Genomic DNA, 23,908 nt, shown 5'->3' on the forward strand with positions numbered 1-23,908 from the left:
CTTTGTCGATGCCGTGTATGAGGCCAGCGTGACGCCGTCGCGAAACTGTTTTTCGCGGGCGGTGCTGTCGACAAGGTTCTGGATGGCGTTCTCGTAGTCGGCGATGGTGGGCGGCGCGGCTGAGGGTTCGACCGTGACTATTTCTCCATCAAGCCATTTGCGAAGACCTGGATTATCGAGCAAGTCATGCCACTCGCTTTCCGATATCTCGACCGCGCCCTCAGGAATGTTCTCTCCGTGCACTTCATCGGAATAGAAACCCATCGGAAAACCTTGTTCGTTGAAAATAGCAAAAATCATCGCTCAATATCCTACTGCAATCCAGTGATAAATAACTCCGTTCTGGCCGGCAACAGAGCCGGGAAGTATGTTCCGCGAGCGTATGTCGAAGCCGGAAGCGGTCACGTTGGATGTCGAAGCCGCAATGAGACGATTGGTTTCGGTGTAAGACGTCCCGCATGTGAGAAGAACGCCAAAGCAGGCGGCTGGATATGCCAAAGGGAACGTGATGCGCTGGTCCGTATCGGTCAACGAGGACGTACCCCATTTGAACTGGAGGCCACCGGGAAGCGTCTCGCGACCATTTCCAGAAAGAACCTGAGACGCACCCATCGTTGCAAACATGGCTGCGCCCGAGGTGTCATCAAGTATCGTTCGCGAAAAGGCTGACAAGTCTGTGAGCGCAGCGCTGTTGGCACCGGTGAAGTAAGGCAACTTGTTTTCGGCCGGAATCAGGGTTGCCAGCACTCCCGACAAATCTGATCGTTTGATCGTCCCGAACACACCCGGCCCGATACCAATGGGGATATCGTCAGTGCCAAGGGTGATTTCCGACAGGCTTTCGAGGTTGCCATTCGACAACGACGCCAGCAGCCGACGCATCGCCTCAACCGCGGCAATCGTGGGAGAGGTCAGTTCGACCTTATAAGGCGCATTCGTCTGGGCTGGCCCAGGCCAATCGTCGGCGAGCAGCAGTTCCGTGTTGCTAATGATCTTCTCGATGACGATCGGGCGGCCGACGTGAATACCGAATTTATCGCCAGCCTTGATCGGCGTCAGGCCGGCAACTTCCGTGAGCCAGCCTGTATTTGTGCCGGTCACAGTGCGCGAGCCAGCAGCGACGGTTGCCGTGCCGTCACCATACCATGTGATCGTAGCCATTATTCGGATGCTCCGTCGATTTCACCGCGCGCGGCGCGCAGATCGGCCTCAAGACCGCTGATCTTGTCGAGCAGGATCTGGTTTTCCTGCTTTTGCATCAGGACCTGTTGGGAGAGCAGAAGCGTACGATTGACGAGAAAAGCTTCGCGCACTTCCGCCTCTTGCAGGATGACGGAAGCGTCAACCTGCATCTTGTTTCCAGTTGTCATGGGATTACCTTTTCAGGACCATAGCTATGATTTTGTTCGACTTTAACTTCATGGACGGTCCGCCATAGAGTTGAAGTCTGTAGGTGGTCTGCGTTCGACCAGCGGGAGGATTGTGGACGGCCATCCAACTGATCGGGTTCGCACCGCCGAGCCCATTCAGTTGCTCCAAAGCCAAATTCGAGTTCACATCACTCATCGCGAATGTCCAAGACCTGGGACTTCCGCCGACATCGTCAAGCATGTAGCTCTGACCGGTCACAAGGACCCGAGGTGATCCGGCTCCATGATTAATGGTCACGTCGAGACTGTAGATGGTCGATCCATCCGCAACTATGTCGCCCATCGTGTTTGATCCGACGACCGTAATCGCCCCGGGATCAATATTCGAAGTGCCAACAGTCAATGTGCCGATGTAGGCGTTCGAAATATCGACGTTGCCAAGCACACTCGAAAATGCCGAAAGCGTATTTGCCCTGATGTCGTTGGCGTATAGTACGCCATCCTGCACCGTGAATGGCCGCTTGATCGTAGCGCCATCGTCACTCGCGACCACAAACTGGCCGGCCTGAACGATGACCCGTGTCGGCAGTGCCGGGTTAGCGGGAACATCCAACAGGAGTGAAGCGGCCCGATATGCGCCATCATTCACTGCGGCCGTCACACCGTACCGCGCTGCATATCCTGATGGAGCAGCAATGGCAGCCCAAGCGACATTGACGAAGGATGAGCTACCACCGAGCGCCGCCGTCAGCGTTTCGACCTTGCCCGCGACGGCCATGGTCTGGTTGACGGCAAGCTGGATTTCTTCCTTGTATTCAGCCCTCGCCTCGCCGAGTTCGACCGACAGTTCTCTGGCAAGCTTTCGCGTGTCTTTGTATGCGACCGTCGCCAGTTCCATCTGCGAGGCGATGAGACCATCGATGGCGTCTTGCGCAGTTCGCGTGCTGTTGCGCAGCCAGCCGAGCGCTTCTTCAACACCGGTCAGATCGATGTCAACAAAGACATCCTTGTCGGTCAGCAAGACATTTGGCGTGATGACGGGGATGAACCCCGACCACAACACCGGCCTGTCGCCTCCGGGGATGTATCGACCGCGGACAACGTAGCTTTCAGCTGGCAGCAGGCTTTGCGAGATAAGCATTGAGCCAACCTGAGGCTGGTCGGTTCGGCCTTCGGAGATTTTCTCCAGCGTCGCCTGCAGTCGCACCTCGTATTCGATGCCGATCACGTCATCAAGGCGACCATCGCTGTTGTCCCAGGTCAGCCGAATAGCCGGTCGCCGATCCTCGCCGGAGCTATCCTTGACCGTGGCCGGTTCCGCGAACCAGTCCACAATCGGCTGCGGCGTCGGGCGAATGACGCCTAGCTGTCCGTCAACCGGCGGCTTGAACTCTGTATCGCTGCTCCAGTCGTAATCGGCCGGATCCACCTCAGTGATATCGATCATCACATCGAGATTGGCGCGGTCGGCAACACCATCGATCCGCATCAGCTTGGCGATGTAGCCGTTGCGCTCTGACGTCCACGAGAACACCGTTCCCGGTGTTGCGTAGGCCCAGAACTTCGGCGGCAGCACAATCGTGTGCCTGCGGAAGCGCCGAGCCTCCTCAAGCGCCGACTTCATCAGGCGCTGAACCTGCTCCGGGTAAGGAACGAAGTTCAGATCGACGTCGGCCATCAGGCGGCGGTTACCGTCGCTTGCCTCAAAGTCCGGCCGGTAGAGCGGTGGTGCTGTCTTGGCGACCCAACCATCGGCCGGCGAAGGGTAGTTGGCGGAAATACCATTGATGGTATCAGCCAGACCGAGGAACGGGGTAAATTCCTGCTCCTCCGTCGACAGTATATCATCGTCGGTGAAGTTGATGACCGGCGCACCTGGTGCACCTGAATGAAGATAGTAGACGCCGCCGACTTCCGAAATCCGGCCTTGGCACGCCGTCAGCAATGCCTCGACGGCGGAGGTCAGCGGTGCATCGACCTGTATCTCGCCGCCGCTGCGGTAGGTGTTCACCCAACCGGTCGATTCCAGCGTACCGGCGCGATGCTTCTCAATCTGCGCGATCCATGCTGCGGAAGGCAGGCGGGACGAAGACAGGTTTTGCAGACCATAGAACCACTGGCCATTATAGGTGATGCCGCGCAGCAGATTGTAGACCTGGACGGCCGGCAGGAAGTCACCGTCGCCGCCCCACGTCGCCGGATCGGAAAAGCGCTGCGGACCAACGCCGCCTTGCGTGCTGTCGCGGGAGATATCGTAGAGGCGCAGCCCCTCAAGCACGAACTTGAAGGACGGCACGCCCGAAAACATGTTCTTCGAGACGCGAGCCGTGACGATGGCATAAGCAACGCCGCGCCCGATGCGATCCGGGTTCCACCACCTGTTGCCATTCGACACGGACGTAAACAGGAAGCTGTCGGCCGTCGTCTGCGTGCCGTCGTAGAACTTGACCCAGAGACTGTCCGGATACTCATTGACCGCGTAACCACGATCCGTAAGGCCGCCGAGCGTCACGCGCTCGCCATTGACCCAGACTTCAGCAAGGCCGCGCACCGGCAAATCCGACAGCGCAATAACCTGCGTAAGATAAGCATTCGGCGTATCGCCGTCCTGACCCCAAGTGTTGACGAACACCAGCGAGCCAGCCGTAGCGGTGCGACCCATGATGAAGGAGCGGGGAACGTCGCCGCCGCCCTGCAGTGTGCCGTTGATTGAAAACGTCGGGTCTTTGGGCTTGCCAGCGAGCGACTGTGCGAGGAGGCTAAGGCCAACACCGACGGCGGTCTTCAACAGGAACGCGCCGACTGCGCCAAGGCCGCCAATGAACGTTGACACCGCCGTGAATACGGAGGCGATCGCCGAGAAAATAGCCATCGATTTTCCTTGGGATGCGCGAGGCGCGCGGGGCGCGGATGGCGCCGAAGGAATGCTGCTAGAGCGGCTTCATGAAGTGTGTTTCGACAGCGCTATAACCGCGCCGTTCGTAAAGACTTGAGATGTCATTGGTGGCGAGAGATGCCATGCCAGCGGAGACGCAACCGACTGAGCGCGCCCACGCCTCATAGGCATCGAGCATCTTGATTGCGCCCCGACCTCGTGCTTCTGGCGTCACGTACCAGACTGTTTCCTTAGCAATGCGACCAGCGCCGAACGGGTGTTCGGAAGCGCAAGCCATCAGCACGCCAAGAGCCCGAGATCCAGCGACAAGAACGCAAGCCATCGGCGACGCCATATGCTGCTGAAACAGCCGATCGGCATATGCCGCCTGGAATGGGAAGGTGAAACCTGCGGCCTCATGGCTTTCGCGCAGGAGCGCCACAACACGGTCGCGATCGCTTGCGTCGGCAAAGCGGATGTCCATCAGAATAAACCTAAAAATTTCTTCTTTTTCGGCTGCGTGGCAACCCTGCCCTTCTCAGAGCCCCAGAAGAACTCCCACTCAGACGAGGTATCGGCGTCGGTGTAGAAAGCATCGCCAGCCTGGCGTAGTACCTGCGTGGCATGGCTCCGCGTCGACGGATTGGACCGCGTCATTTCCTGCGTATGGCTGGCGCACACCATCGTCACGCTGCCTTCCTCATTCTCAGAAGGCGTGTTGATCGTGATGGTATCCACGAAGCCGACGAAGCGGCATTCGGCCGGCGCCACCATCTGGCGGCTATCCGGGTCGAACAGGCCTCGGTAAATCTCGACGCGAGCCTGACGGCAATCATACTGCCGCACCAAGGTCTGAACGTGTTCGCTGACCTGAGACAGGCGAATATTGACGTTCTGGACCGACAGATTAGCGACGAGCGGAATGTCATCAATCTATACCAGCGTGCCGGAGCCGTACCAGTCACGAGTCACGGGCAAGCCTGTGTCTGGATGAACAATGGCAGCCGTGACGTTTCCGACGTCTGACCACATGCCATCCGTAACCGGCGCACCAGTCGCTCGATCGCGCGCAACAAACCAAAGGAAGTCACGCGCCACCAGCTGCCGCGCCTCAAGCGCAGCAAGGTTTTCTGCTGAGATGTTTCTCATTGATTTCCCTTAGCGGGCTTCAATCGCCTGAAATGTAACCGTGCCGCGACCCGTTGCCATGTCGGCTGTCGTCGAGATCGATCCGGGCACGATCGCCATGATGCAGGAAGGCTTGACGAGCGTCGCAGCGACGGGCGCCGTAACGCCCGGCCACAGATGGGGGCGGACCTGAAACTGCGTTGTCACGCCGCTGCCACTGGCCGTCATGGGCTCCATAACCATGTGAAGGTCTTTGTCGCCAATTTGGATGTAATCGCCGACCGAGACCTTGTAGCCAGCGGGCAGGCCCGACAGGGAGATTGCCTTGCGGTTACTCGCAATCGTAGCCACCTGCCCTACGCCACTAAACGCGCCGCCCGTTGGCCAGCTACCGTTAGGATAAGCCACCGGGAAACAGCGCGACTTCGGGAATGCGCGGAACGTCTTGAGCCCGTTTTCCAAGCTCGTGAGCCGCGCGCGCCAATAGTCCAGTTCGTTCGGCTTCATCGAGCGCGATTGCGCCGTCATCTGCCAGAGCGGCGAGCCCATGTCCTTGACGACCGTTCGGCCGCCAGCGGTGCGCGACTGTTCCTGCCGCCAAAGCAGATTGAACTCAGTCGACCAGCCCGGGAACTCATCGAAGAACGAGGTGGGGAGCGGGTATGTGATTGTCATTCCTCACCCCAACTTCACGTTTCGTTTCTGAGCCGACCGAACCGCTGCCTCAACACGGCTCTGCAGCTCACCTTGCATCTTGGCCAGCGCCTTTTCCTGTCTCGCGACGGCTTCAACAGATGCGCCGCGGTTGTCGACGACTGGATTGAAGTTGACGACGACACCCGCTGACTGCGCCGACATCGATCGCAAACTCGGCATGCTCGGAACCGAGATCCCGACAGGACCGCCACTGGCGTAGCCTTTGAGATTGCGGCGCATGGCCTCCATAGCCGCAGGACCACCGGCAGCTTTGACGGCCGCCTGGTCGAAGACATATTCGCCTTTGTGCACGACGCCAGCAGGCTGATACTTGCCGCCGTCGCCGGTGTAGCCACCGTCTGAATACAGGCCGCCAGGTGCCGAAGGGAAGCCGCCCCTACCGCCGCCGCCAAACAGGCTGAAAAGGCCGCTCAGGAAACCACCGCCGCCGCCGGCAGCGTTGTTGACCTTGAAGATGCTATTGAGCACGTCATCGAGGAGGGCATCTGCAATGCGGCTGAGCGCACCAGCAAATGCATCCGCGGCACTCTCGCCATGGATCAAATCGTCGATGAAGCCGCGCGTTGCGTCTCTCGCGACGTTGTTCCACTCATTCAGCTTCTGCTGTTCCTCTTGCGCTTTTCTAAGCGCCTCAGATTGCCGCGCATATGCAGCAGACTCCTGCTCGATCGCAGCAATCCTGTCGGGCGAAAGCTTGATGCTTTCCAGGTCTTTTTCGCCCTTCTTGCGCGCCTCTTCGCGCAGGTCGGCCAGCGCCTTCTGCTCCAGGTCTAGCGCTGTACGTCGCTTAACTTGAGCCTCATTGGACAGTCCAATAAGGTTCATCTCCTGGCGCAGCGCCTCAGTCCTGTCTCGAACAGCCTGAAGATCTTCGGCGAAGCGGTCGGATGCAGTTTTTTGCGGAGCCCGTGCCCGCTTCGGTGTGCCGAACCCTCTGTTTTTGTCCGTGTCCAGATCGGACGGGCGCCGTTCTGGTGTCGGGCCGAACTCTGGCGTCATAAAACCAGGATTCTGAATGTTGTCCGCCCAAGGGTCGGCGTTGGTCTCCAGCTTCCCGCTGTTGGGATTGTAGCTGCGCCAGGTTGTGATGTCAGTCATTCTTGACGTGGCATCATTGACCTTTTGGACGTTGCCAGCAGCAACGAGTGCGGCAGCGGCCAGATCGTTAAACTTGTCAGCAAAGTCCGATGCGGCTTGCAGACCAGTGCCGTTGATCGCGGCCACCAGCGCGTCTTGCACGCGCTTAACTTCTTCGGTCTGAACTTTTCCTTCTTCGGCGGAGCCGGCAAATTTATCGAACGCCACCTGGAGGTTAGTAATCGTTTCGGCTTTTTCGCCCGCCAGTCTTAACAGGTCGAGCAAATCTGCGAATGAAACAACTGCCTTATCAACTTCCGCCCTGACGCCTTCCAGGGTCTTCGCATTAACGATTTCCGCGCCTTCTTTGAGGTCGGCGACATTTTGCGCTCGCCTTAGTTCGTCAGCATACTCGCGAAGCGCCGGGATCGCGTCACCCCAGCGCTCGGCGACAGACGATATGAGCGCCGCTTGCTCTTTGAGCACTTCGGCGGACTTATCGCCTTCGCTCATAATCGTCGAAAAGTACTGAAATGCTGCTGTGCCTGCGGCGATGACGCCAATCGTTACCAGCGACAACGGAGAAATCACCGACGCGAAAGCAGCCGCAAGACCTTGGCCGACACCCTGCCCGCTATCCTTTATCTGCTGCAGGACGGCCGAAAGCTGGGTGCCCTGCTGCAGGGCGATCTGGATGGGAGACATCCCCATCGCTGCGGTCACGCCGATGTCCTGGAACTGAGCGGCAATGTTTGCGGTATTGAAGCTGTTGCCGCTACTCGTCGTGACCGTAGCCTTCAGCGCGGCGTTGCGACCCTTAATGGCCGCGGTCGACGCTAGTGCCGCCTGTCGCTCCCTCTGAATCGCAGACGCCATCTCGTTGGCGGATATTGCGCCGGCGGCATGGGCCTGCCGAATTTCGGCGACCGCGTTCTTATAATTCGAAATTGTTGCGAACAACGGGCTGTATTTGGCGCGGAGGCGATCAAGCTCTTTCTGCTGATCCGCGAGAACCCCGTTCCATTCTTTTGCTGCCGTCGTACCGATGCCCACCATGCTGTTGATGCGATCCTGCATCGAAGTGGTGAGCGAATTATTGATCGACTTTCCAGTTGCGGCAAAACGTTTCTCGATGCCGTTGGATGCCGCGCCTACGTCCGACACCAGCCGATTTAGCGCACGCTTTACGGTTGCAAGGTCGGTGCTGATTGAGATAATCAGATCATCACTGTTGTTACCGGCCAAGTCGGTGTCCTAACGTGAAAAAGCCCGCCGTTGGCGAGCCAAAAAGGATGGATATGTTGAAATATTTGCATTCTGGAGTTGCGGCCGCTGCACTGCTATTGGCATTGGAGAATAGCGTCAGTGCCCAAGTGCGGACGCCACCCAGCATCCCCGCCAAGGGGGACGCTGAGATGGTCAAGGTGGAGCGGTGCAAAGAGAGCTTGAGCCCGCTTTATGCGTGGCAACTCGGCGACGCGAAACGCCTACGCGACTGGTGCCGACAAAACGGTTACATCACGTACAAACAGCAGCTTGCTGCTGAGCGTTGATCAACCACCATACCTCTTGATCAACTCATCCATCTCTTCGTCAGATGGTGGAGCGACAGACTTTTTGGCTCCGTTTGCCTCGGCCTTGCCTTTCACCGCGAGGGTGAACTCGGTCAAGCTAGACGACCAGAATACTGCCGGCGTCCAGCAAAGGCCGCCGAATGCAATTTTTTGCCAGTCGCGCCAAGGGAAAGGTTCTTCTACGCCGCCTTTTGAGCGGCTTCCCCGTTTCCCTCGTCTTCCTCATCAAAGTGATGGGATAAGGCCTCAGAAATTGCTTTAGCAACAGCGCCGAAGTGCTTCAGTTTCAATGCGCCGATAGCTTTCACCTTGTCCCCTCGCACCGCGAGCAGATCGAGCGCGGCTACTGTGGCGGCCGGCTCGACGCCTGAAAGGCGAAGAAACAGATCGGACATGCTCTTGCACGACAAGCGGGTGGACACGGCAGCAAGTCCACCCATCTCGGCGACTATTACCAGCGGCTCCTTACCGACCCACAACCCGACCTCCCCGCGAGCTCCGTTCACTTCCAACGGAAAAGGTTTTTCAGCGTCAGCCAAATTACACCTCCGCAACGAACGTCAGAACGCCGGCAGCAACGAACGTGGCCGTAAATTCCATGTTGCCTTCCATTTCGCCGCTGAACTCGAATTCAGAAACGAACCACGGGCCGGTGTAAGTACCGAGTCCAGGCACGATCACCTTGGCGTTGAACTTGGTCGCATCGTTTACGTGCGTCATGAATGCGGTGTTGGAAGCGCTCTTAACGAACTTACCGGAACCGGAGAACGTGCGGTTCTTGATGCCCGGCTCCGCTGTTTTCTGCGGCGTGTTCTCTGGATTGACGCAGTCCGTGATGGTCGTGTCGACCTCATTGGCGGACATATTGAAACTGCGGGTCGTCAGACCGCACAGATTCGAAAAGACTTCGGGAGTTTCGCCGTCACCAATTTGGATGAGCAGCGTACGACCAATCTGTTGACCGTCGGCCATTTGTAAACCTCAAAAAATAGGGGTTGGTGGCCGTCAGGCCGATGTTTCGACGCGCGCGACAAATTCGACGACACCGTGTGTCGTGACTTCGTCCGGGTCTTTGAAATGACGGGTGTCCTGCCGCGTGATCGATATCAATCGATGCGAGGGCAGCGCTAGGGGCGCCTCATCCAGAGCCTCGACGACCTCGTGAATGATTTCCTTGAGCTCCTTCAAGCCGCCGGAGTATTGCGACCAAACGTGGATCGTCACATAGATGAGGTTCGATTTCAGACAGTCGACATCATCTCTGATGACTTGGCTTTCGCCGTATTCGACGTATGGAAACGGTGCGTTGGTCGGCGGTCTGTCGTAAATCCTTTGCGCCACCTTTGCCGTTAGGCCGGCTCGAGCCTTCAGCCTGGCAACGATGGCGCCCTGCAATTCGAGATCTGGGTTAGCCATTACTTTTTCATGGCCTCCCTCACCCCTCGCCAGACAGCGTCGTTGATCCGCTTCTTCGCCTTAGCCCTGAACGCTCGCCATGTCGGGAATATATGCGGTTGCGCCCGCGTGCCAGGGTGCATCTTTGCGCCTGCCGCCTGTTTCTTGCCGGCAACCGTACCGCCACCCTTCGCAACGTTATGCGGCCGAGTTCCGAACTCCAAAAAGTGCCAGATCCACGCGGCGAAAACGCCTGTCGCATCCGGATCTTTGCTGGCCGTTGCACCGACTAGCGCCTTCGCGCTCGGCCGGTCAGAAATCTTGCCGCCCTGTATCGAGGCAGCGTAGTCGCCAGCAGTTGCGCTGTTGCTTATCGGCGCTCGGTCGGAGATTTTTTCGGCGGCTTCGGTAGCGATCTGAAGTTTCGCTTCGGCGGCGTACTTGTTGGCAAGCGGAGCGACTTGATTTAGCTTTTTCGTCAGCGCCTCTCGGCCCAGAACCTTTGCCTTGATCACGACGCCTCCCCCTGCACCACAGGCAGTTCGATCCACTGGTTGCGTTCGTCGATGTTCACCGCGGCCTTGATCGCGTAGACCACGCCAGAACGCTTGTTACGCGCCCGCCAGGCCGGCGTTATGGTGCGCGTGCGATCGTTACTGCGAATGGTCATGGTGAATGGTTGGATCCCTTGCAGGCGGCTGGCTATGACCGTTTCCGAACCTACGCGCGGTTCAAGGCGGGCTGGCTCTATGAATTGCTCCGTGAAGCCGATCACGGCGCCACCATACCCATCATCACCTTCGACCTCGGCTTCAAAGCCGATGCGCTCACTCAGCGAGCCAGCGCCCGCTCTCTTGCGTTTTGGCATTCGGTCGATCCTTGGTGGGTTCGGCAGATTTAGCCGCTATCGCGGCCGCTGCGCATTTGCGCGTGACGTTGTAGAGTCCTGGCTCATAGGCGATGGTGAATCCTGGCTGTCGCCAGTCGAAGGTTTTATGGAAGCGGAGCCACATAGTCGTCTGCCACTGTTCGCCAGACACGCCACGGTGCCAAAAGCATCCGCACTGCGCGCGGAAGCACTGCGTCGCCCGTTGCCTTTGGGTCAGTCTCGCGCACCTCGTAGAGGTCACCGGTGACAAGAAGGATCGCCGACACAATTGCGGGCGTTGCCGCAATGCCGTCGGCAGCCGTAGGCGTTTCGCCAATGGCGACGACTTCGCGATCAAGATGCTGCGCCACGATGCTTTCGGCGGCGTCGCGATAAAAGCCGATCTCCGTATCTTCATCTTCATGAAAGACACGGAGATGCTTCTTTACGGTTTCGAGATCGACGATCGCCATATCAGGCCGCCACTACTGCGGCCGTCGGCGCGCTTGTGACTGGCACACTGCCCTTATCATTCGTGGCCGTGACGCGGACCGTGATGGCCTTTCCAATGTCACCCACAACGGGAACGTAAGTCGCGGCAGTAGCGCCAGAAATCGCGACGCCAGCAGCAAACCACTGCCGAGCGTAAGTCGGCGAGTCGGACCACGTCCCCGTGGTCGATGTCAGCGTCTGGCCGACCTGCGCCGTGCCCGTGATGGCAGGTGCAACAGAATTCACCGGCGAGCCGATACCGTTGACGATGCCGGCGCCGATATAGGACGCGACCCTGCGCTTACGAACCTTCGTTGACAGCATCGGGTTTGTCCTTCTTCTTCGTCGAGCGAGCGGAAGAGATCACGGGCTTGTCAGCGGCTTCATCAGCGGCGTCATCTTCAACGCTGGTCTGCGCCTCGCCCACGATGTCGACCAGACCCTGCGCCTCAAGCTGCTTCGCCTCGCCTGCCTCGACGTTGAACGGATCGCTCTTTTTGGTCTTCAGCTCCTTGCCAACCGCGAACGTGCGCTTAGCCTTCACTTCCAGAAAATCGGTCATGTTCACTCCCTTTTAAAGGAAGGGGAGCCGAAGCTCCCCCTGTAGTTCAATCAGGCGCCTTCGACATCGCCAGTCACAAAGGACTCAGGGCGATAGACTGCGAACGCCAGGCGCTCCTCGGCTCGAATCGTGAAGAGATTCTTCTCGAAATCGTCCACGTTCTCACTCGAAAGCAGGACCTCAATGTCCATGCGGTCGAAGATCTGAGCCGCGAAGCTGAACGCGCCGGTAAGGAACTCACCTGCGGCCATGGCCTGCGTCGAAACCACCGGCAGGTTCCAGAGCGTCGGAGTGAGTGAGCCCTGCGGGTTGCCGATGATGTAGTTGCCGCCAGCATCCTTGGTCAGCTCGATCTTTGCCCAGTCGATCGGGTTCAGAACGAACGCGGTTGCCGGATACTCGGCGAGAACGACCTGCAGAACAGCCAGACGGAGACGGTCGATTGCCGTTTCGTCCTCGGCAGCGAACGCCGGGTTAAACGCGGTAGCCTGCGGAACCAGGCCGTGGAGGTTCTGACCGGTGCCAGAGCCATTCAGCAGCTGGTTTTCCTCGACGAAACGCAGACCGTAACGAGCGCGGCCGTCGATGTAGGAGCGAAGCGCGGGCGCATCGTCAAGGATCTGGCGGGAGGCCTTGAAGAGATGGGCCAGCACGCGGACCGGCGAGGACGTCATGTCAAACGTCAGATCCGAGTACGGCTTGGCGGTCGTTTCGGCGACTGGAGCAGCGTTGTTAGTGAAGCCAGTCTCCTTCACGTATTCGATTGTGCTTGAAGACGTCTGACCTGGCATCACCAAGTCGCGGATGGTCAGCTGGCGCTCAGGCAAACCAAAGATGCCAGGAACGCGCGCGCCGGGAACCAGAGAGGTACCCTGCGAGCGGCCGGCGCCGACAGTGGTATTGGCAGAGGTAATGGCAGCGCGATCAGCCTTCACCTTGATCATGCCGCGATACGAAGAGTCAAACGACTGGGCGCCAGCGGCTTCGACAACGATATCACCTAGCGATTTTTCGTCGGGATCGCCCCCATCTCGTTCGCGAGCGGCCCGCTTCTCCAGATCGCCGAGGCGGGTCGTAACGTCGCCGAGCTCGGACAAAGCCTTGTCGGTCTTTTCCTTCAGTTCAGCGGAAACTTCGCCGTTCGTGGCAAGCTTCGAAGTGAAGTCGGTTGCAAGATTGCCAACCTGCTCCTTGATGGACGCAAGCGAAGTACCGAGCTCTCCGATCTTATCGGCAAGTTGATTATCAGCCATGTGTGGCTCCTTTATCGAATGAGTGGTGATTTTGCTTCGGCTATAAGCCGTTCAATGGCTGCCAAAGCAGCAGCATCCGTCTCGACGTCAGGAGCCCCCTGACCATCCTTGAGGTAGAGCCGAGCGGCCCGCTCTGCCTCAGAGCCCGACAACCCCATCAGTCCCCTGATGCCGTTTTCGAACTCGCGTTTTGTGATTTGTTCGCCGGCGGACATCTTCTCGACCAGCGTCTGCGCTGCCTCAGCCTTTGCGGCGTTCGCAGCCTTGATACGTCTCACAGGCGCAGGCTCGACGTCGGCGCCGTAGCGTGCCAAAGTCTCGTCAAGCGTCGCAATGCGGTCGACCATGCCGCGGTCGATTAGAGCTTCTGCGTAGAAAACGCGGCCCTGACCGTAGTTGTCCTCAACCTTGCTGACGGTCACGCCGCGCCCTTCGGCGACAGCTGCGACGAAGCGATTGTAGGACCGGTTCACGCCATCCTGGACATGCGCAAGGGTTTCCTTGCCAAGCGGCTCGGTCTCGTTGCCCTCAACCTTGTGCTTGCCGGCTGAAATGTACGTGCGCTTGATGCCGCGCTGCTCAAGGGCTGCAGACATGTCATCGTGCGCCGTGTAAACGCCGATCGAACCGGCGCGTCCGGAGGGCGTGACGACAATTTCGTCAGTCGAAGCCGCGATCCAGTAAGCAGCGCTTGCCGCAAGACTGTTGACCTGCGCGATGATCGGCTTTTCGCCGCCGCGCAGCTTGCGAATTTCGGTCGCAAGCTCGTCTGTACCTGGCACCGTGCCGCCGGGGCTGTCGATGTCGAGCACGACAGCCTTAATATCTTCGTTCGAAAGCGCTTTGTGCAGTGCTTTCTTGATACCAGCATAGGAATTGCCGCCGCTCATCGCGGAAAACAGGTCCATTTTATCGGCCAGAACCCCATAAACCGGGATAACGGCAACGCTGCCGCTGGTTTCGGCGATTTCCTTAGCTCGGGCATCGTCGATTGATGCCGCGAACTCGGACGAAAACAGCTTCTCACCTTGTGCCCGCGCCACCAAAACATCAGCCAAAACGCCCAGTTTTTCGCGCTGAATAGCCCAAGGTTCGGCCAAAAAGGCCGAAATCAGGTGTTCAAACTTCATGATTTTCCCTTATGCAGCGCGCGCTGCTGGCGTTGGCGCCGGAGTTTCGGTCTTGCCGAGCGTATCGAGGCGCGTCATCGTGCCATTAACGATGGCCTTGTTGCCGCCGTCGACTGGCGCCTTGTCTTCGTAAGAGCGAGCCTCATCGACGAGGTAAATGCCGTTCGTGACCATCTTCGACAGGAATTCTGCCCGCGCCGTGCTGTCGCCGCGCAAGAGCTCTTCCATGTTGAATTTCACCTTCGTGGTCTTCCTGGTCTTTGCATCCAGCAAGTCACGATAGATTGCCGCTTCGATGCGCTTGAGCATCGGCCGCATGCAGGTCTTGGTGAATTGGAGGATCAGCTGCTCGATGCCGCTGCCCCAGGTCGTGGTACCGTTGGCCGCGTGCCCGATCATAACGGGCGGCACGCCGAAGATGCGGCAGATCTGCTCTACGCTGTACTGTCTCGCCTCAAGGAACTGAGCGTCCTTGGGGTTGATCGACATTGGATAAGGCTTGAAGCCGGCCTCCAGCACCGTCACCCCGCCAGCCTTCTCGGCTCCGGCGAACTGCGTCAGCGTGTCGGAGATCTGCTTGCGCTGCTCAGGCTTCAGGATCTGATCAGAGCTGACGATGAGCGAAGAAAGCAGGCCGTTCTTGAACATTCGGCCAGCGACCTTCTCTCCCGCCAATGCACTCCCGACCGTATTGCGCACAACGGCGATCGGCGACATGCCTCGATCACAGCCCGGCAGCCTGACGCCGCGGACGTGAAACATCTTGCCTTCGGGCACTCGGCGCTTTTTGCCGTCTTCCGTCACCTCGTAGTAACGCGTGTTGCGACCGTCTTTCGACCGGCACACATCGACGCTCAGAGGGTGAAGCGGATTAAGCGCAACGAGGCGCTCGCCGTTCATTTTCTTTTCCGCGAAGAAGTTGCCGTCAAGCAGCAGACACATCGCCGCCATCGACCAGAATTCTGGCGCCGTATCGTCCATGTTCGGCATGTCGTGCAGAAGCTCGTAAAGAGGAGCGTTCTTGTCGACCGTCACGCCGTCCTCGCCGTAAACGATGCAAGGAAGTGTGCCGGCTGCGTTCTGCACGAGGTTGACGCACGCCCAAACCGCATCAAGCGAAAGGGCACTCTCAATCGTGACTGTCTCCCCTGACGTGGTGCCGAGGCCAAAGAAGCCTCGCCAGAACTCGCCGTCGGTGAGCTTGATAGGCCTTCCGACCCATCTCTCAAAAAAGCCCATCAGGCCTCACCACTAGGTTGCCCGTCACCAGGTGACAGAAATGATATTGTTGACGAAGTCGTCGAGGTTCGGAACGCCGTTGACGACGTCTCTTGCCTTCAGACCGAGAGCCATGGCGGTGGCGACGCTTCCATCTATACGGAAACGTGTCGCCGCCTTGTTCAGCTTGCGATTGCCTGCGGCGTCCATCTGGACGATAGCGTTGGCGAAGCAGAAACCCAGAACGGGGTTTCCGTCATGCACAAATCGACGCTGGATTACAGATTCTTCGAGAGCATCAATCGCCGGGGCCATCGATACAAATCCCTGGCCCCAGTCGACCATGCGTATGGCCCCGTCGTAGGGCTGATCCTGACCGTCCTTGTAGGCTTCAATGCCCAGTCGGCCGAATTCGACCAGAAGCAGGTCGATGCGTGAGCGGTCATATGCAATGCCTGCGATTTCATATTCCTGCGAAATCCGACTGATCGCTTTAGCCACATGTCCGAAGTCGATTACCTTTCCTGGAGCGGCATCGAGCCAGCCTTCCTTCACCATCGTCGGGTAATCAAAGTGGTCCCGTTTATAGTGGTCATGAAGGTAATCCTTGGGCTTCCAATGCCATGCTTTCACCCGATCGCTTCCCGGCTCAGCCGAGACAGCGACGAGAGCGGTAAGGTCGACTTTCGCGGACAAATCCAAGCCCAAATAGATGCGCTCGCCTTTTCTAAGTACACCGGTGTCCGCCCGACATGCGCGCGCATCGGTTTCTTGGCACGCCTTCCATTCTGATCTGGAAATCAGCGGCGTGGTTTGATCCACTCGCTGGTTCAAGTACAGGTTCCTGAACGACGCCTCACGTGACGGCATGCGCACCGCCTCTTCAGCCAGCGCGCGTATGTCTTCAATTTTTCGGAAGTCGCCCAAAGCCGGGTTTGCGGCGGACCATGCCGCTTCGTCGAGAAGATCATCCACGTGATCGCCTGCAGCATACAGATGAACGCAAACACGCGTATCGTCAGCGCGAAGGCCGTCGTCGATCAGCTTCGAAAGTGGATGCTCAGGATCTGGCGACTGCGTCGAGATAACAAACCCAAGCGGCTCGTTTCTCGCCCCCTGTGAAGTGTTAAGTACGTCATACAGCTCGTGGTCTTTCGCCTGTGCTAGCTCGTCGTAGATCCAAACGGATGGATTAAGACCATGCTTCGTCCCGGCCTCAGCAGAAAGCGCACGATAAAAGCTTCCGTTTTCCTTACAAACAATCGTTTTCGTGGAAGGAACAACAGTTAGTGGACAAGTGCCGCCCGGTCCGAACTCGGGTTCCGCCTCAACCATCTGCCGGGCAAACTTGAAAACCTGGCCTGCCTGCTCCCTGTCAGTGGCGGCGGAATAAATTTCACCGTTGATTTCGGCTACTGGACCACAAAGGTGAGCCAGGACAAGCGCAGCTATGAGAGCAGTTTTTCCGTTCTTACGTGCGACCGAAAAGATCGCGCGCCGGACGCGACGTCGCCCATTTGCGAGGGGAGCGTAGACGTCGAGAATGAATTGCTTCTGCCAGTGCCTTAACACTATCGGGCCGCCCTGCCCCTCACCGCTTGGAACCTGCAACAGCTCTATGAAGTCGATTACTTTTTGAGCGCGGTCCAGCCCCTCGCGGCTTACGCCTTCCCTGCGCTTTGCCCAAGCAGGCCGCTGAACTTCGATTTTGGTTTCTCCTCAGGCAAAGCCATGGCGGCACGGGCCTTAGGGTCCATGCCCAACCGGTCACCCATCGACATCATGATCCGTGCCGCTTCATTTTTGATCTTGAACCAGGGGTTAACCGTTGGGTTTCCCGTCGAGCCAGACACAATGGGGGGCTCCGTTTTCAAGGCCTCGGTCGCCTTTTTGTGGTCTGACCAAGCCGCGGCGTAAACGGCAATGCCACCTGTGTCGGTGGCAGCGTATGTGCCTTGGGGCATTGACGCGACGATCATCTCGAAACACTGTTTGGCGTCGTCGTCCAGGTAATTTGGGATGTAGACGTCGCCTGCCGCCTTTAATGACGGCGCACGCTTCTTGCGCTTTCCGGGATTGCCCTTGAGCGCCTGCATTTCTGGCGTCTCGGGGCGCGGTCCTCTTGCGCCCATGGCGTCACCTAAAAAATAGTTACAAAACTTGCGGGATTTAGCGCTTGCCTGCCTCGCCGGTCCGTGGCGGGCGAAGCTGACACTTCACTTTGGCCCCCGGGGTCATCACTCGTCGACCGGCCATCCGTCGCTACCAAAGGAAACGACCTTGATGCCACGATCCTCAAGAGCACCAAAGCGATCGTGGCATGCCTTGCAAAGCGATTCGAATGGTCCATTCCAAAAGCGCTCCTCGTCGCCTTTGTGCCCGCCTTCTGCATGGTGAACGACAGTTGCCTCTTCAACCACCTCAATGGCCAAGCACCGAATACACAAGGGATGCGCCGTGAGCTGAGCCTCGCGCAATCGTTGCCATCGCGCGGTTCGATAAAGGCGACGATAGAGCGCGGCCTCGGCTGAACGACCGGTAGGTTGAGGCATTGTAATGCGCGCTCTCGCCGTGCATTCTCTACCCGCCATGTGTAGGGAGAAGAGCTATGGACAGAATACTGGGTTACAAAGACGTTAGCCCTGAAGCCAATGCCCGCGTATCGGTAGCAGAGGGTAATCATTTCCAAGGAATGACGAAGCTTGATCTGAAGCCCGCCAAAGACGCCTTCAAAGAGGCTATAGACGCGGAAGACTCAGGCAAATTCGATCGAATTTCTGTCTTCGTTGAGGATGTTACGGAAATCCTTGAAATGCCTCAGGTTCGTGAGATTTATGCCGCATGGGTAAATGAAGGCTTGGCTTAATATCCGCTGGCTGAGCCTATCTCACCGCTTAACGTATTGCCATATACTTGATAAACCGACGTTGCGCGCGTGGGTGAATAGGTCGAAGACGGCGATGATTGCGTCTGTCATGCCCGCTCCAATTTTAGATTATGGTGCCGCCTGTCGGAGTTTAACCGACCTTTCCCTGCTGATCCTGGGCCAATGGCCTACATCAGGGCTGACCGCCGTCGGCAGCATGATTTTGTGTGGAAGTGTTTTGCTTCGTTGTTTCCGCATCCCGAAGGTTCGCGGGAGCGACCCGTTAAGCTAATGGCGGCAGGGAGCGTGCACGACCTGCTTGGCGTTGGCCAACGGGGTCACACTCAACCTGCCGCACGACTGCCCGAGCTCGCGGAGGAGAACGCGCCAAGGGCAATGTGTATTGAGGCAGTCCCGGCATCGTAGCGAGTTCATTGCTTCCGCTCGAATTCAGCGCCTCAAATCGGAACGGCAGCCGAAGCTGCCGTTGGATTTTCTACCCCTTCAATATAATCCGATCTGATAATGAGCTTTACCGGACATCACGCCGCTATTTTTTGGTCATCTTCTTCAATTTTTCTCAATTCGGTATTCAGAGCATCAATCGCCGCCTCAATCAGTGCCACCCCACGTTTCTCTGCGTAGGCGGGCGCAAGTCCCATTGCCACGCCGATACTCGTCGCATTCGCCTTACCTATCGCAAGGTCCAGAACTTCGACGTGCCTACCGAGTTTTTTCACGAGATACTCAACGAAGCTTTCTGTTTCGATGCTGCGGCACGCGTTGAACTCTCGCCCTGCTGGCTTTGACGCTGTCGGCTTTGGTTGCTTCACGCCACCGACCCACTGCGGACCAAGCACAATCGCATCTGGCGCGCGTGTTGCTGGAACTGTGAGCTTTTCGAACGGAACGCTTCCATCGACGCCAAACTTCCTAAGAACCTGCCGCGCCTCGATAGCTTCTGGGTTTGCCTCGCACGCGTCCCGTTGATCGATTACAAAGGGCCGATGGAGATGGTCAGCAGCTAACGGCGAAACCGCACCCTTCAGTCGGACGTAAGACCAAATCGCGCTCTCAGAACGATCAGCCGAAACGGCGCCGCCCTTCTCGCCGCGCCGGCGCTCAACCGGCTTCAGCTTTTTGCCTTTGGCCGTTACGCCCCAGTATTTTAACACGCCGTCAGTGAATGTAAGGCTGCCAATCCTCGCCTCAAGCGAAGTACGCTTCGCTCCTCGACCGCCTGTCTGCTTGATTGCAAATTCTGTCTTTGGCGCCGGTGCGTCGTCGTACACGTTGACCATTTCGCCGGTGTGTTCCCATCGTTCCCGATCAACGACGCCTCGGCCAACAGCAGCCATCAGCTCGGATTCAGAAGGTCTGGTCTCAATGGTGACTTCGGGTTCGTACTGCCCTTCCTCATCCGGTGTGACAATTTCATCCGGATACCTGAGATCGCGCCACCGCTGCAGCCCCTTCACGCGAACTAGATCACCTCGATGCGCCAACCTCTCCAATGCAGGCCAGGCCAGCACGTCGGGCGCGGGCTTGTTGTCGTTGGCCGCAGGGCGAGGCTTCTTCTCGGCCTTGGCAGGCGGTGCGGTATAGCCGGCGATTAGGTCGGCCAGTTCTGAAAAGTCTTTCGCCCTCACGCCGCGTTCTCCTTGCTTGATGCACTGCACGGTTGGCAGCACCATGCTCGCTTGTCACCGGTGAATGCTCGACCGCATACCGTGCACTTGCACACGTACCCGCCAGGCGCGAACCCGAAGACGTTGTCGTTCGCTGCCACGAGACTGCCGGCATCAATGACCGTACCACGCATGGATGCTTCGTCGTTCAACCTCTCGAAAGCGGCGCGGCCGTCCTTTGGCAGCCATTTGTCGTGAACCATCGTCGGCGCCGATCCGACGCCTGGAAATGGGCCACCTATGTTCTGAATGCGGGTTCTGATCATGAAGCCTCCTGTTGCTAAAGAGCAGATAAGGTTTTGGGTGAAATTTGTCTGGTCGGTGTGCGAAATTTTGGGGAGTCGTCCGTTAGGGGGTGTCGAGCTAGGGTCGACACCCCTGATTGGGTACGATCCGAGAACTGCGCTAAACGCTCGGATATCTGTCTAAACACCAACGAAATTAGTCGCTTGGGGTACGATCCCAACTCATGCGCTTTTTGCATTTGTTCAGCGGTCAAGGATTCCTTGACAACTGAGCTGTCTGGTAATTCCGGACAACTGCCAGCTCGTGCATATTTTGCACCAACTAAGGTATTAGGGATTTCCTAAAGACTGGATGGGTTTTCTTTTTTCAAAACCAACCCTTCAAAGCACCCGACATCACGACACACTATAAGTGTGTGTCGTGTCGTGTCGGGTTGGGATGCTCACGACATAAATACAAATGTCGTGTCGTGTCGGCTGATGTCGGCTATGTCGGGAAGAACCATTGTCCGACCTGAACTACCTTTCCGTTAGATAAAAGGTACTTCTTCGCACGCAGGAAACGCTGCTGGATTGTTTCGACCTTCGCGGTGCTGCCCGTTGTGTAAAAGACAGCCCTCCACTGATCTTCAGTCACCACCATGCAGACGTCTGGATAACCGGGGCCGCTCGGAACAACGCCTTCAGCAGCGATCGCCTGCTGCAAGCTTATCAGCGCTGTGGAATTATGGCCCTTCACATTCTCGACCAGCTGCGCGCCGGCATCTTTGCCAGGAACGATCACTGGAGCCATTGTGGGCTCACCGTCTGGGCCAGTGCCGACCTGAACTCCCTCCATTCCATAAACACAAATGACGCCCTCCTCTCCGTCGTTGGTGCCGTCGCAGGTCAGCGTGTACGTCTGTCCCGTCTTTTTCACGATGAAGCTGGAATCGACCGCGCCGTCTAAGTCGATTGCGCCCTTCGCTCGCTCGCCAGTCCACCCAGTATGGTGAATGACCGTTAGGTGCGCATCCGTCTCGTCGAGGATCTCGTCACATGCCTGCACGTATTTGCCCATGTCCTTTGACGTATTTTGGTCGCCAGCTCCGAAGGATCGAGATAGGGTATCGATAATTACCCAGACGCACTTTTGCCCACACGCCTCCTCGGCCGCCTTGATGGCCGCAACAATTTCTCTGGCATTGGTGAGATTCGCAGTCATGTCGAACCGCCCGCCTAGGATCAGCAGTGGAACATCCGAGACGCCGTGCCGCTTCCTGAATGCGAGCATTCGTCGCTTCGTGAGCTTCTCTCGTTCCGCAGCAATGAAGACAACGATTCCCTGCTTTACGGGCCTGCCGAACCAATCCATTCCAGCCGCCACATGACACGCAGCATCCGTAACGATCGCGCTCTTGCCGGAACCAGGGGGCCCGACGACGTAAGAGAATTCATTCTCCCCAAACACGCCACGGATGATTTCCGCCTTGGGTGCGTCCTCTTCAATGTTATCGAACCACGTTACTCGGAAAGGCATGCGAGGTGTGTTGTCGTTTGCGGCGGAACGGTTAGATGGTCTGTCGCGATGAACTACTTCCATTTTGGAAGTGGTTGCCGGAGGATGATCGGGCTCCGCGACAGACGCATCAAGAACCTTAAGGTATGTGCAACGGATTGTTTTCACCTCTCCGCCGTCGAAGCCGACCATAACTTTTTGTCCGTCGGCGTGTAAAACCTTGCCCTTTCCCCAGATGCCATGACCCACTCTCTGACCGGCCGCAAACGTGACTTTTTCAGGCTGCGGCGTTGACGCTGGCGGTATTTTGGCCACGGGCGATCTCTCCCATTGCGGCCTCGATAATGGCCGTTGCGGTTTCGGGGGTGAATGTGACTGCCGCAGCACCAAATGCAGATGGTGCGAACACTCTGAGGCCAGCGCCGGTGCGTTTCAGCGCGATGTTATAAAGACGAAGTCCGTCCATCTGGATGTCGAACCGCGCAATGGTATTGCCGCCCTCGAAAGGGCGGCGTAGGGATAGGATTTTCATGCGGCTTCCTTATGGTCGGCCTGACGCTGCGATTCGTAGATCTTTTTCCACTCGTCCAGCGTAAGTCCGGTGTTGCCTTCGTCATCCCGCAAGCCGCTCACTGGATCAATTATGGCAACACGGTCACCGAGATCTTCACCCTCGCTTACGAAGATCGGGAAGGTGCCGCCCGGGCAGATGCGCCAGGCAATAATGGAGCGGACGGTGTAGTATACCTCGTCACCCCAATCTCTAACAAAGACGCCTGCGTGGCCCGGGGTGGCGGGTACGATGCGATAGAATTGGTCGTTGATATCCCCACGCACTTCTGCGGTTTCCGTGTCGCCTGTCGACAGGAGAAACCGCGTCTCGCCGTTGCGTAGCTCTGTAAACTTCACGACGTGATCTGAATTGATAATCGTTCCATTGGTGGTGAAAATTGCGGGCATGGTAGTCTCCTCTTGATGTGGTGGTGGATTGGTGAGGGCAGACAGGCGTCGGCAGGAACCTCACGGGGCGTCTGGGTCGCTAATGGATGCGCAACGCTCAGCAGCTTCTTTGAACTTTTGAGGGAGTTTACATCCTCGCCTCTCGGCTCGGCGGAGAATCCCGGCGCACGCCTTGGGGCTAAGAAGGAAACGTGGATCGACTTCGCTGTCCGGCTGAAGGATGTCATTCAGGTGTTTGACGGACGCATCGTTAGGCCATTCCTCAACATTGATCCGGCCCGCGAGCCCCCGAGGCATGGACTTCTTATCGAAAGTCCAAACCTTCACAGCCCCGTCATCTTGCGTGAAACTGGGGGGTGTGTCCCAAATATCAACGGGCTTCCGATCGATCTGTCGAAAGTGCTCATCGGCGAACAGCGATCCCGTTGACGTAGTACTCTCGTCGCGATTGGTCATAGCTTCTCCTCTCGCCGGCAGCGCCGGACGTTGCGTGTGATGGTTATAGGGTGGGTTAGGCGACGCCGTGCGTCATCTTGAAGTCGGACATAGCCGCGTCAAAATGGTGCGCGGCGTTCTTTTCTGCCGCCACCGTCGAGACTGCGATAATCGCCAATTGAAGCTGGGCGATCCCTTTGATGTTTGCGATCAAGTCGTTGCTGGCGGCTGCTTTCTCGACCATTTTGGAGCGCTCGGCCATGAGGTTGCCGAGATAATCCTGAACAGCGCTCATGCGGACGCCCTCGTCCTCGCATCAATTTTCGCCTGTACCCAGGCAGTGACTTCACTGCGGACGAAAGCTACGCGGCGCTCTCCAAGCTCTACCGCAACAGGAAAGCGTCCCTCAGAGCGGTAGCGGTTAAGCATTGTGCGGGACATGGACGTAAGTTTGCAGGCGTCATTCAATGAAATGAGCGCAGGGGTGTTGTCGTTGTGGTATTTCATAGTCCCTCCTTTTCGGTTAGAAACATCCATTAATGTAATATGCGCATTAT

Annotated in this window: 27 protein-coding genes and 3 pseudogenes; 2 read left to right on the top strand and 28 right to left on the bottom strand. The window is 57.7% G+C overall.

The features are described from left to right. The 8 genes and pseudogenes from ACUTJJ_RS11565 to ACUTJJ_RS11600 all read right to left on the bottom strand — a co-directional run. A pseudogene (locus ACUTJJ_RS11565) lies at window positions 1–300 on the bottom strand (hypothetical protein); the annotation flags it as partial. 3 nt (window positions 301–303) lie between these two features. Continuing rightward, window positions 304–1,161, bottom strand: a complete 858-nt coding sequence (locus tag ACUTJJ_RS11570) for a gp53-like domain-containing protein (protein ID WP_445542256.1) — start codon at window positions 1,159–1,161, stop codon at window positions 304–306. After that, window positions 1,161–1,370, bottom strand: coding sequence for a hypothetical protein (locus ACUTJJ_RS11575; protein WP_445542257.1), 210 nt, complete (start codon window positions 1,368–1,370; stop codon window positions 1,161–1,163). Before ACUTJJ_RS11575 ends, ACUTJJ_RS11570 begins: the two co-directional genes overlap by 1 nt. 4 nt (window positions 1,371–1,374) lie before the next feature. Beyond that, window positions 1,375–4,242: a phage tail protein gene (locus ACUTJJ_RS11580; RefSeq protein WP_445542258.1), complete on the bottom strand. Its 2,868-nt coding sequence runs from the start codon at window positions 4,240–4,242 to the stop codon at window positions 1,375–1,377. 58 nt (window positions 4,243–4,300) lie between these two features. Further along, window positions 4,301–4,729 carry a GNAT family N-acetyltransferase gene (locus ACUTJJ_RS11585; protein ID WP_445542259.1) on the bottom strand — a complete coding sequence of 143 codons (429 nt, stop codon included), beginning with the start codon at window positions 4,727–4,729 and terminating at the stop codon, window positions 4,301–4,303. Beyond that, window positions 4,729–5,394, bottom strand: a pseudogene (locus tag ACUTJJ_RS11590) (hypothetical protein). Before ACUTJJ_RS11590 ends, ACUTJJ_RS11585 begins: the two are co-directional and overlap by 1 nt. Before the next feature lie 9 nt (window positions 5,395–5,403). Then, the gene (locus ACUTJJ_RS11595) at window positions 5,404–6,048 is read right to left on the bottom strand and encodes a hypothetical protein (protein WP_445542260.1); all 645 of its coding nucleotides are present in this window, start codon (window positions 6,046–6,048) and stop codon (window positions 5,404–5,406) included. Window positions 6,049–6,051: 3 nt separating this feature from the next. Further along, window positions 6,052–8,412, bottom strand: coding sequence for a phage tail length tape measure family protein (locus tag ACUTJJ_RS11600; protein WP_445542261.1), 2,361 nt, complete (start codon window positions 8,410–8,412; stop codon window positions 6,052–6,054). 14 nt (window positions 8,413–8,426) lie between these two features. Here ACUTJJ_RS11600 and ACUTJJ_RS11605 point away from each other — a divergent pair, with 14 nt between their 5' ends. Continuing rightward, a complete protein-coding gene (locus ACUTJJ_RS11605) occupies window positions 8,427–8,720 on the top strand; it encodes a hypothetical protein (RefSeq protein ID WP_445542262.1) in 294 nt (97 codons plus the stop codon). On the opposite strand, the pseudogene ACUTJJ_RS11610 reads toward ACUTJJ_RS11605, so the two are convergent. The 14 genes and pseudogenes from ACUTJJ_RS11610 to ACUTJJ_RS11675 form a co-directional block, all read right to left on the bottom strand. Beyond that, window positions 8,721–8,900, bottom strand: a pseudogene (locus ACUTJJ_RS11610) (phage tail assembly chaperone); the annotation flags it as partial. 20 nt (window positions 8,901–8,920) lie between these two features. Then, a complete protein-coding gene (locus ACUTJJ_RS11615) occupies window positions 8,921–9,280 on the bottom strand; it encodes a hypothetical protein (RefSeq protein ID WP_209087956.1) in 360 nt (119 codons plus the stop codon). Window position 9,281: 1 nt separating this feature from the next. Then, window positions 9,282–9,713 carry a phage tail tube protein gene (locus ACUTJJ_RS11620; protein ID WP_013636135.1) on the bottom strand — a complete coding sequence of 144 codons (432 nt, stop codon included), beginning with the start codon at window positions 9,711–9,713 and terminating at the stop codon, window positions 9,282–9,284. A 33-nt stretch (window positions 9,714–9,746) separates the two neighbouring features. After that, complete coding sequence (locus ACUTJJ_RS11625; RefSeq protein WP_445542263.1) at window positions 9,747–10,157, bottom strand: DUF3168 domain-containing protein; 411 nt, start codon at window positions 10,155–10,157, stop codon at window positions 9,747–9,749. After that, the gene (locus ACUTJJ_RS11630; RefSeq protein WP_445542264.1) at window positions 10,157–10,651 is read right to left on the bottom strand and encodes an HK97 gp10 family phage protein; all 495 of its coding nucleotides are present in this window, start codon (window positions 10,649–10,651) and stop codon (window positions 10,157–10,159) included. Before ACUTJJ_RS11630 ends, ACUTJJ_RS11625 begins: the two co-directional genes overlap by 1 nt. Beyond that, entirely contained in the window at window positions 10,648–11,004 is a 357-nt protein-coding gene (locus ACUTJJ_RS11635) for a head-tail adaptor protein (protein WP_445542265.1), read from the bottom strand. Before ACUTJJ_RS11635 ends, ACUTJJ_RS11630 begins: the two co-directional genes overlap by 4 nt. A 125-nt stretch (window positions 11,005–11,129) precedes the next feature. Continuing rightward, entirely contained in the window at window positions 11,130–11,477 is a 348-nt protein-coding gene (locus ACUTJJ_RS11640; protein WP_445542266.1) for a head-tail connector protein, read from the bottom strand. A gap of 1 nt (window position 11,478) precedes the next feature. Continuing rightward, complete coding sequence (locus ACUTJJ_RS11645) at window positions 11,479–11,820, bottom strand: hypothetical protein (protein WP_445542267.1); 342 nt, start codon at window positions 11,818–11,820, stop codon at window positions 11,479–11,481. Next, complete coding sequence (locus tag ACUTJJ_RS11650) at window positions 11,798–12,058, bottom strand: hypothetical protein (RefSeq protein WP_445542268.1); 261 nt, start codon at window positions 12,056–12,058, stop codon at window positions 11,798–11,800. Before ACUTJJ_RS11650 ends, ACUTJJ_RS11645 begins: the two co-directional genes overlap by 23 nt. A 50-nt stretch (window positions 12,059–12,108) precedes the next feature. Beyond that, window positions 12,109–13,311 carry a phage major capsid protein gene (locus tag ACUTJJ_RS11655; protein WP_445542269.1) on the bottom strand — a complete coding sequence of 401 codons (1,203 nt, stop codon included), beginning with the start codon at window positions 13,309–13,311 and terminating at the stop codon, window positions 12,109–12,111. An 11-nt stretch (window positions 13,312–13,322) separates the two neighbouring features. Beyond that, window positions 13,323–14,441, bottom strand: a complete 1,119-nt coding sequence (locus ACUTJJ_RS11660; protein ID WP_445542270.1) for a S49 family peptidase — start codon at window positions 14,439–14,441, stop codon at window positions 13,323–13,325. 9 nt (window positions 14,442–14,450) lie between these two features. After that, on the bottom strand, window positions 14,451–15,680 hold the full coding sequence (locus ACUTJJ_RS11665) for a phage portal protein (protein WP_037092402.1): 1,230 nt from the start codon (window positions 15,678–15,680) through the stop codon (window positions 14,451–14,453). Between the two features lie 24 nt (window positions 15,681–15,704). Beyond that, entirely contained in the window at window positions 15,705–17,231 is a 1,527-nt protein-coding gene (locus tag ACUTJJ_RS11670; RefSeq protein ID WP_445542271.1) for a terminase large subunit, read from the bottom strand. Between the two features lie 89 nt (window positions 17,232–17,320). Continuing rightward, window positions 17,321–17,755, bottom strand: coding sequence for a phage terminase small subunit P27 family (locus ACUTJJ_RS11675; RefSeq protein ID WP_445542272.1), 435 nt, complete (start codon window positions 17,753–17,755; stop codon window positions 17,321–17,323). Between the two features lie 512 nt (window positions 17,756–18,267). Here ACUTJJ_RS11675 and ACUTJJ_RS11680 point away from each other — a divergent pair. After that, entirely contained in the window at window positions 18,268–18,525 is a 258-nt protein-coding gene (locus ACUTJJ_RS11680; protein ID WP_445542273.1) for a hypothetical protein, read from the top strand. Between the two features lie 542 nt (window positions 18,526–19,067). On the opposite strand, the gene ACUTJJ_RS11685 is transcribed toward ACUTJJ_RS11680, so the two are convergent. From ACUTJJ_RS11685 to ACUTJJ_RS11710, 6 genes are all read right to left on the bottom strand, one after another. Continuing rightward, window positions 19,068–20,219: a hypothetical protein gene (locus ACUTJJ_RS11685; RefSeq protein ID WP_445542274.1), complete on the bottom strand. Its 1,152-nt coding sequence runs from the start codon at window positions 20,217–20,219 to the stop codon at window positions 19,068–19,070. A gap of 726 nt (window positions 20,220–20,945) precedes the next feature. After that, on the bottom strand, window positions 20,946–22,271 hold the full coding sequence (locus ACUTJJ_RS11690; RefSeq protein WP_445542275.1) for an AAA family ATPase: 1,326 nt from the start codon (window positions 22,269–22,271) through the stop codon (window positions 20,946–20,948). Continuing rightward, window positions 22,234–22,488, bottom strand: a complete 255-nt coding sequence (locus tag ACUTJJ_RS11695) for a hypothetical protein (protein WP_445542276.1) — start codon at window positions 22,486–22,488, stop codon at window positions 22,234–22,236. Before ACUTJJ_RS11695 ends, ACUTJJ_RS11690 begins: the two co-directional genes overlap by 38 nt. Continuing rightward, on the bottom strand, window positions 22,485–22,916 hold the full coding sequence (locus ACUTJJ_RS11700; RefSeq protein WP_445542277.1) for a hypothetical protein: 432 nt from the start codon (window positions 22,914–22,916) through the stop codon (window positions 22,485–22,487). Before ACUTJJ_RS11700 ends, ACUTJJ_RS11695 begins: the two co-directional genes overlap by 4 nt. A 511-nt stretch (window positions 22,917–23,427) precedes the next feature. Continuing rightward, window positions 23,428–23,646, bottom strand: a complete 219-nt coding sequence (locus tag ACUTJJ_RS11705; protein WP_445542278.1) for a hypothetical protein — start codon at window positions 23,644–23,646, stop codon at window positions 23,428–23,430. Next, window positions 23,643–23,888 carry a helix-turn-helix transcriptional regulator gene (locus ACUTJJ_RS11710; RefSeq protein WP_445542279.1) on the bottom strand — a complete coding sequence of 82 codons (246 nt, stop codon included), beginning with the start codon at window positions 23,886–23,888 and terminating at the stop codon, window positions 23,643–23,645. The genes ACUTJJ_RS11705 and ACUTJJ_RS11710 overlap by 4 nt, the downstream gene beginning before the upstream one ends. Between the last annotated feature and the right edge of the window lie 20 nt (window positions 23,889–23,908).

Source organism: Agrobacterium sp. DKPNP3, from assembly GCF_052686535.1.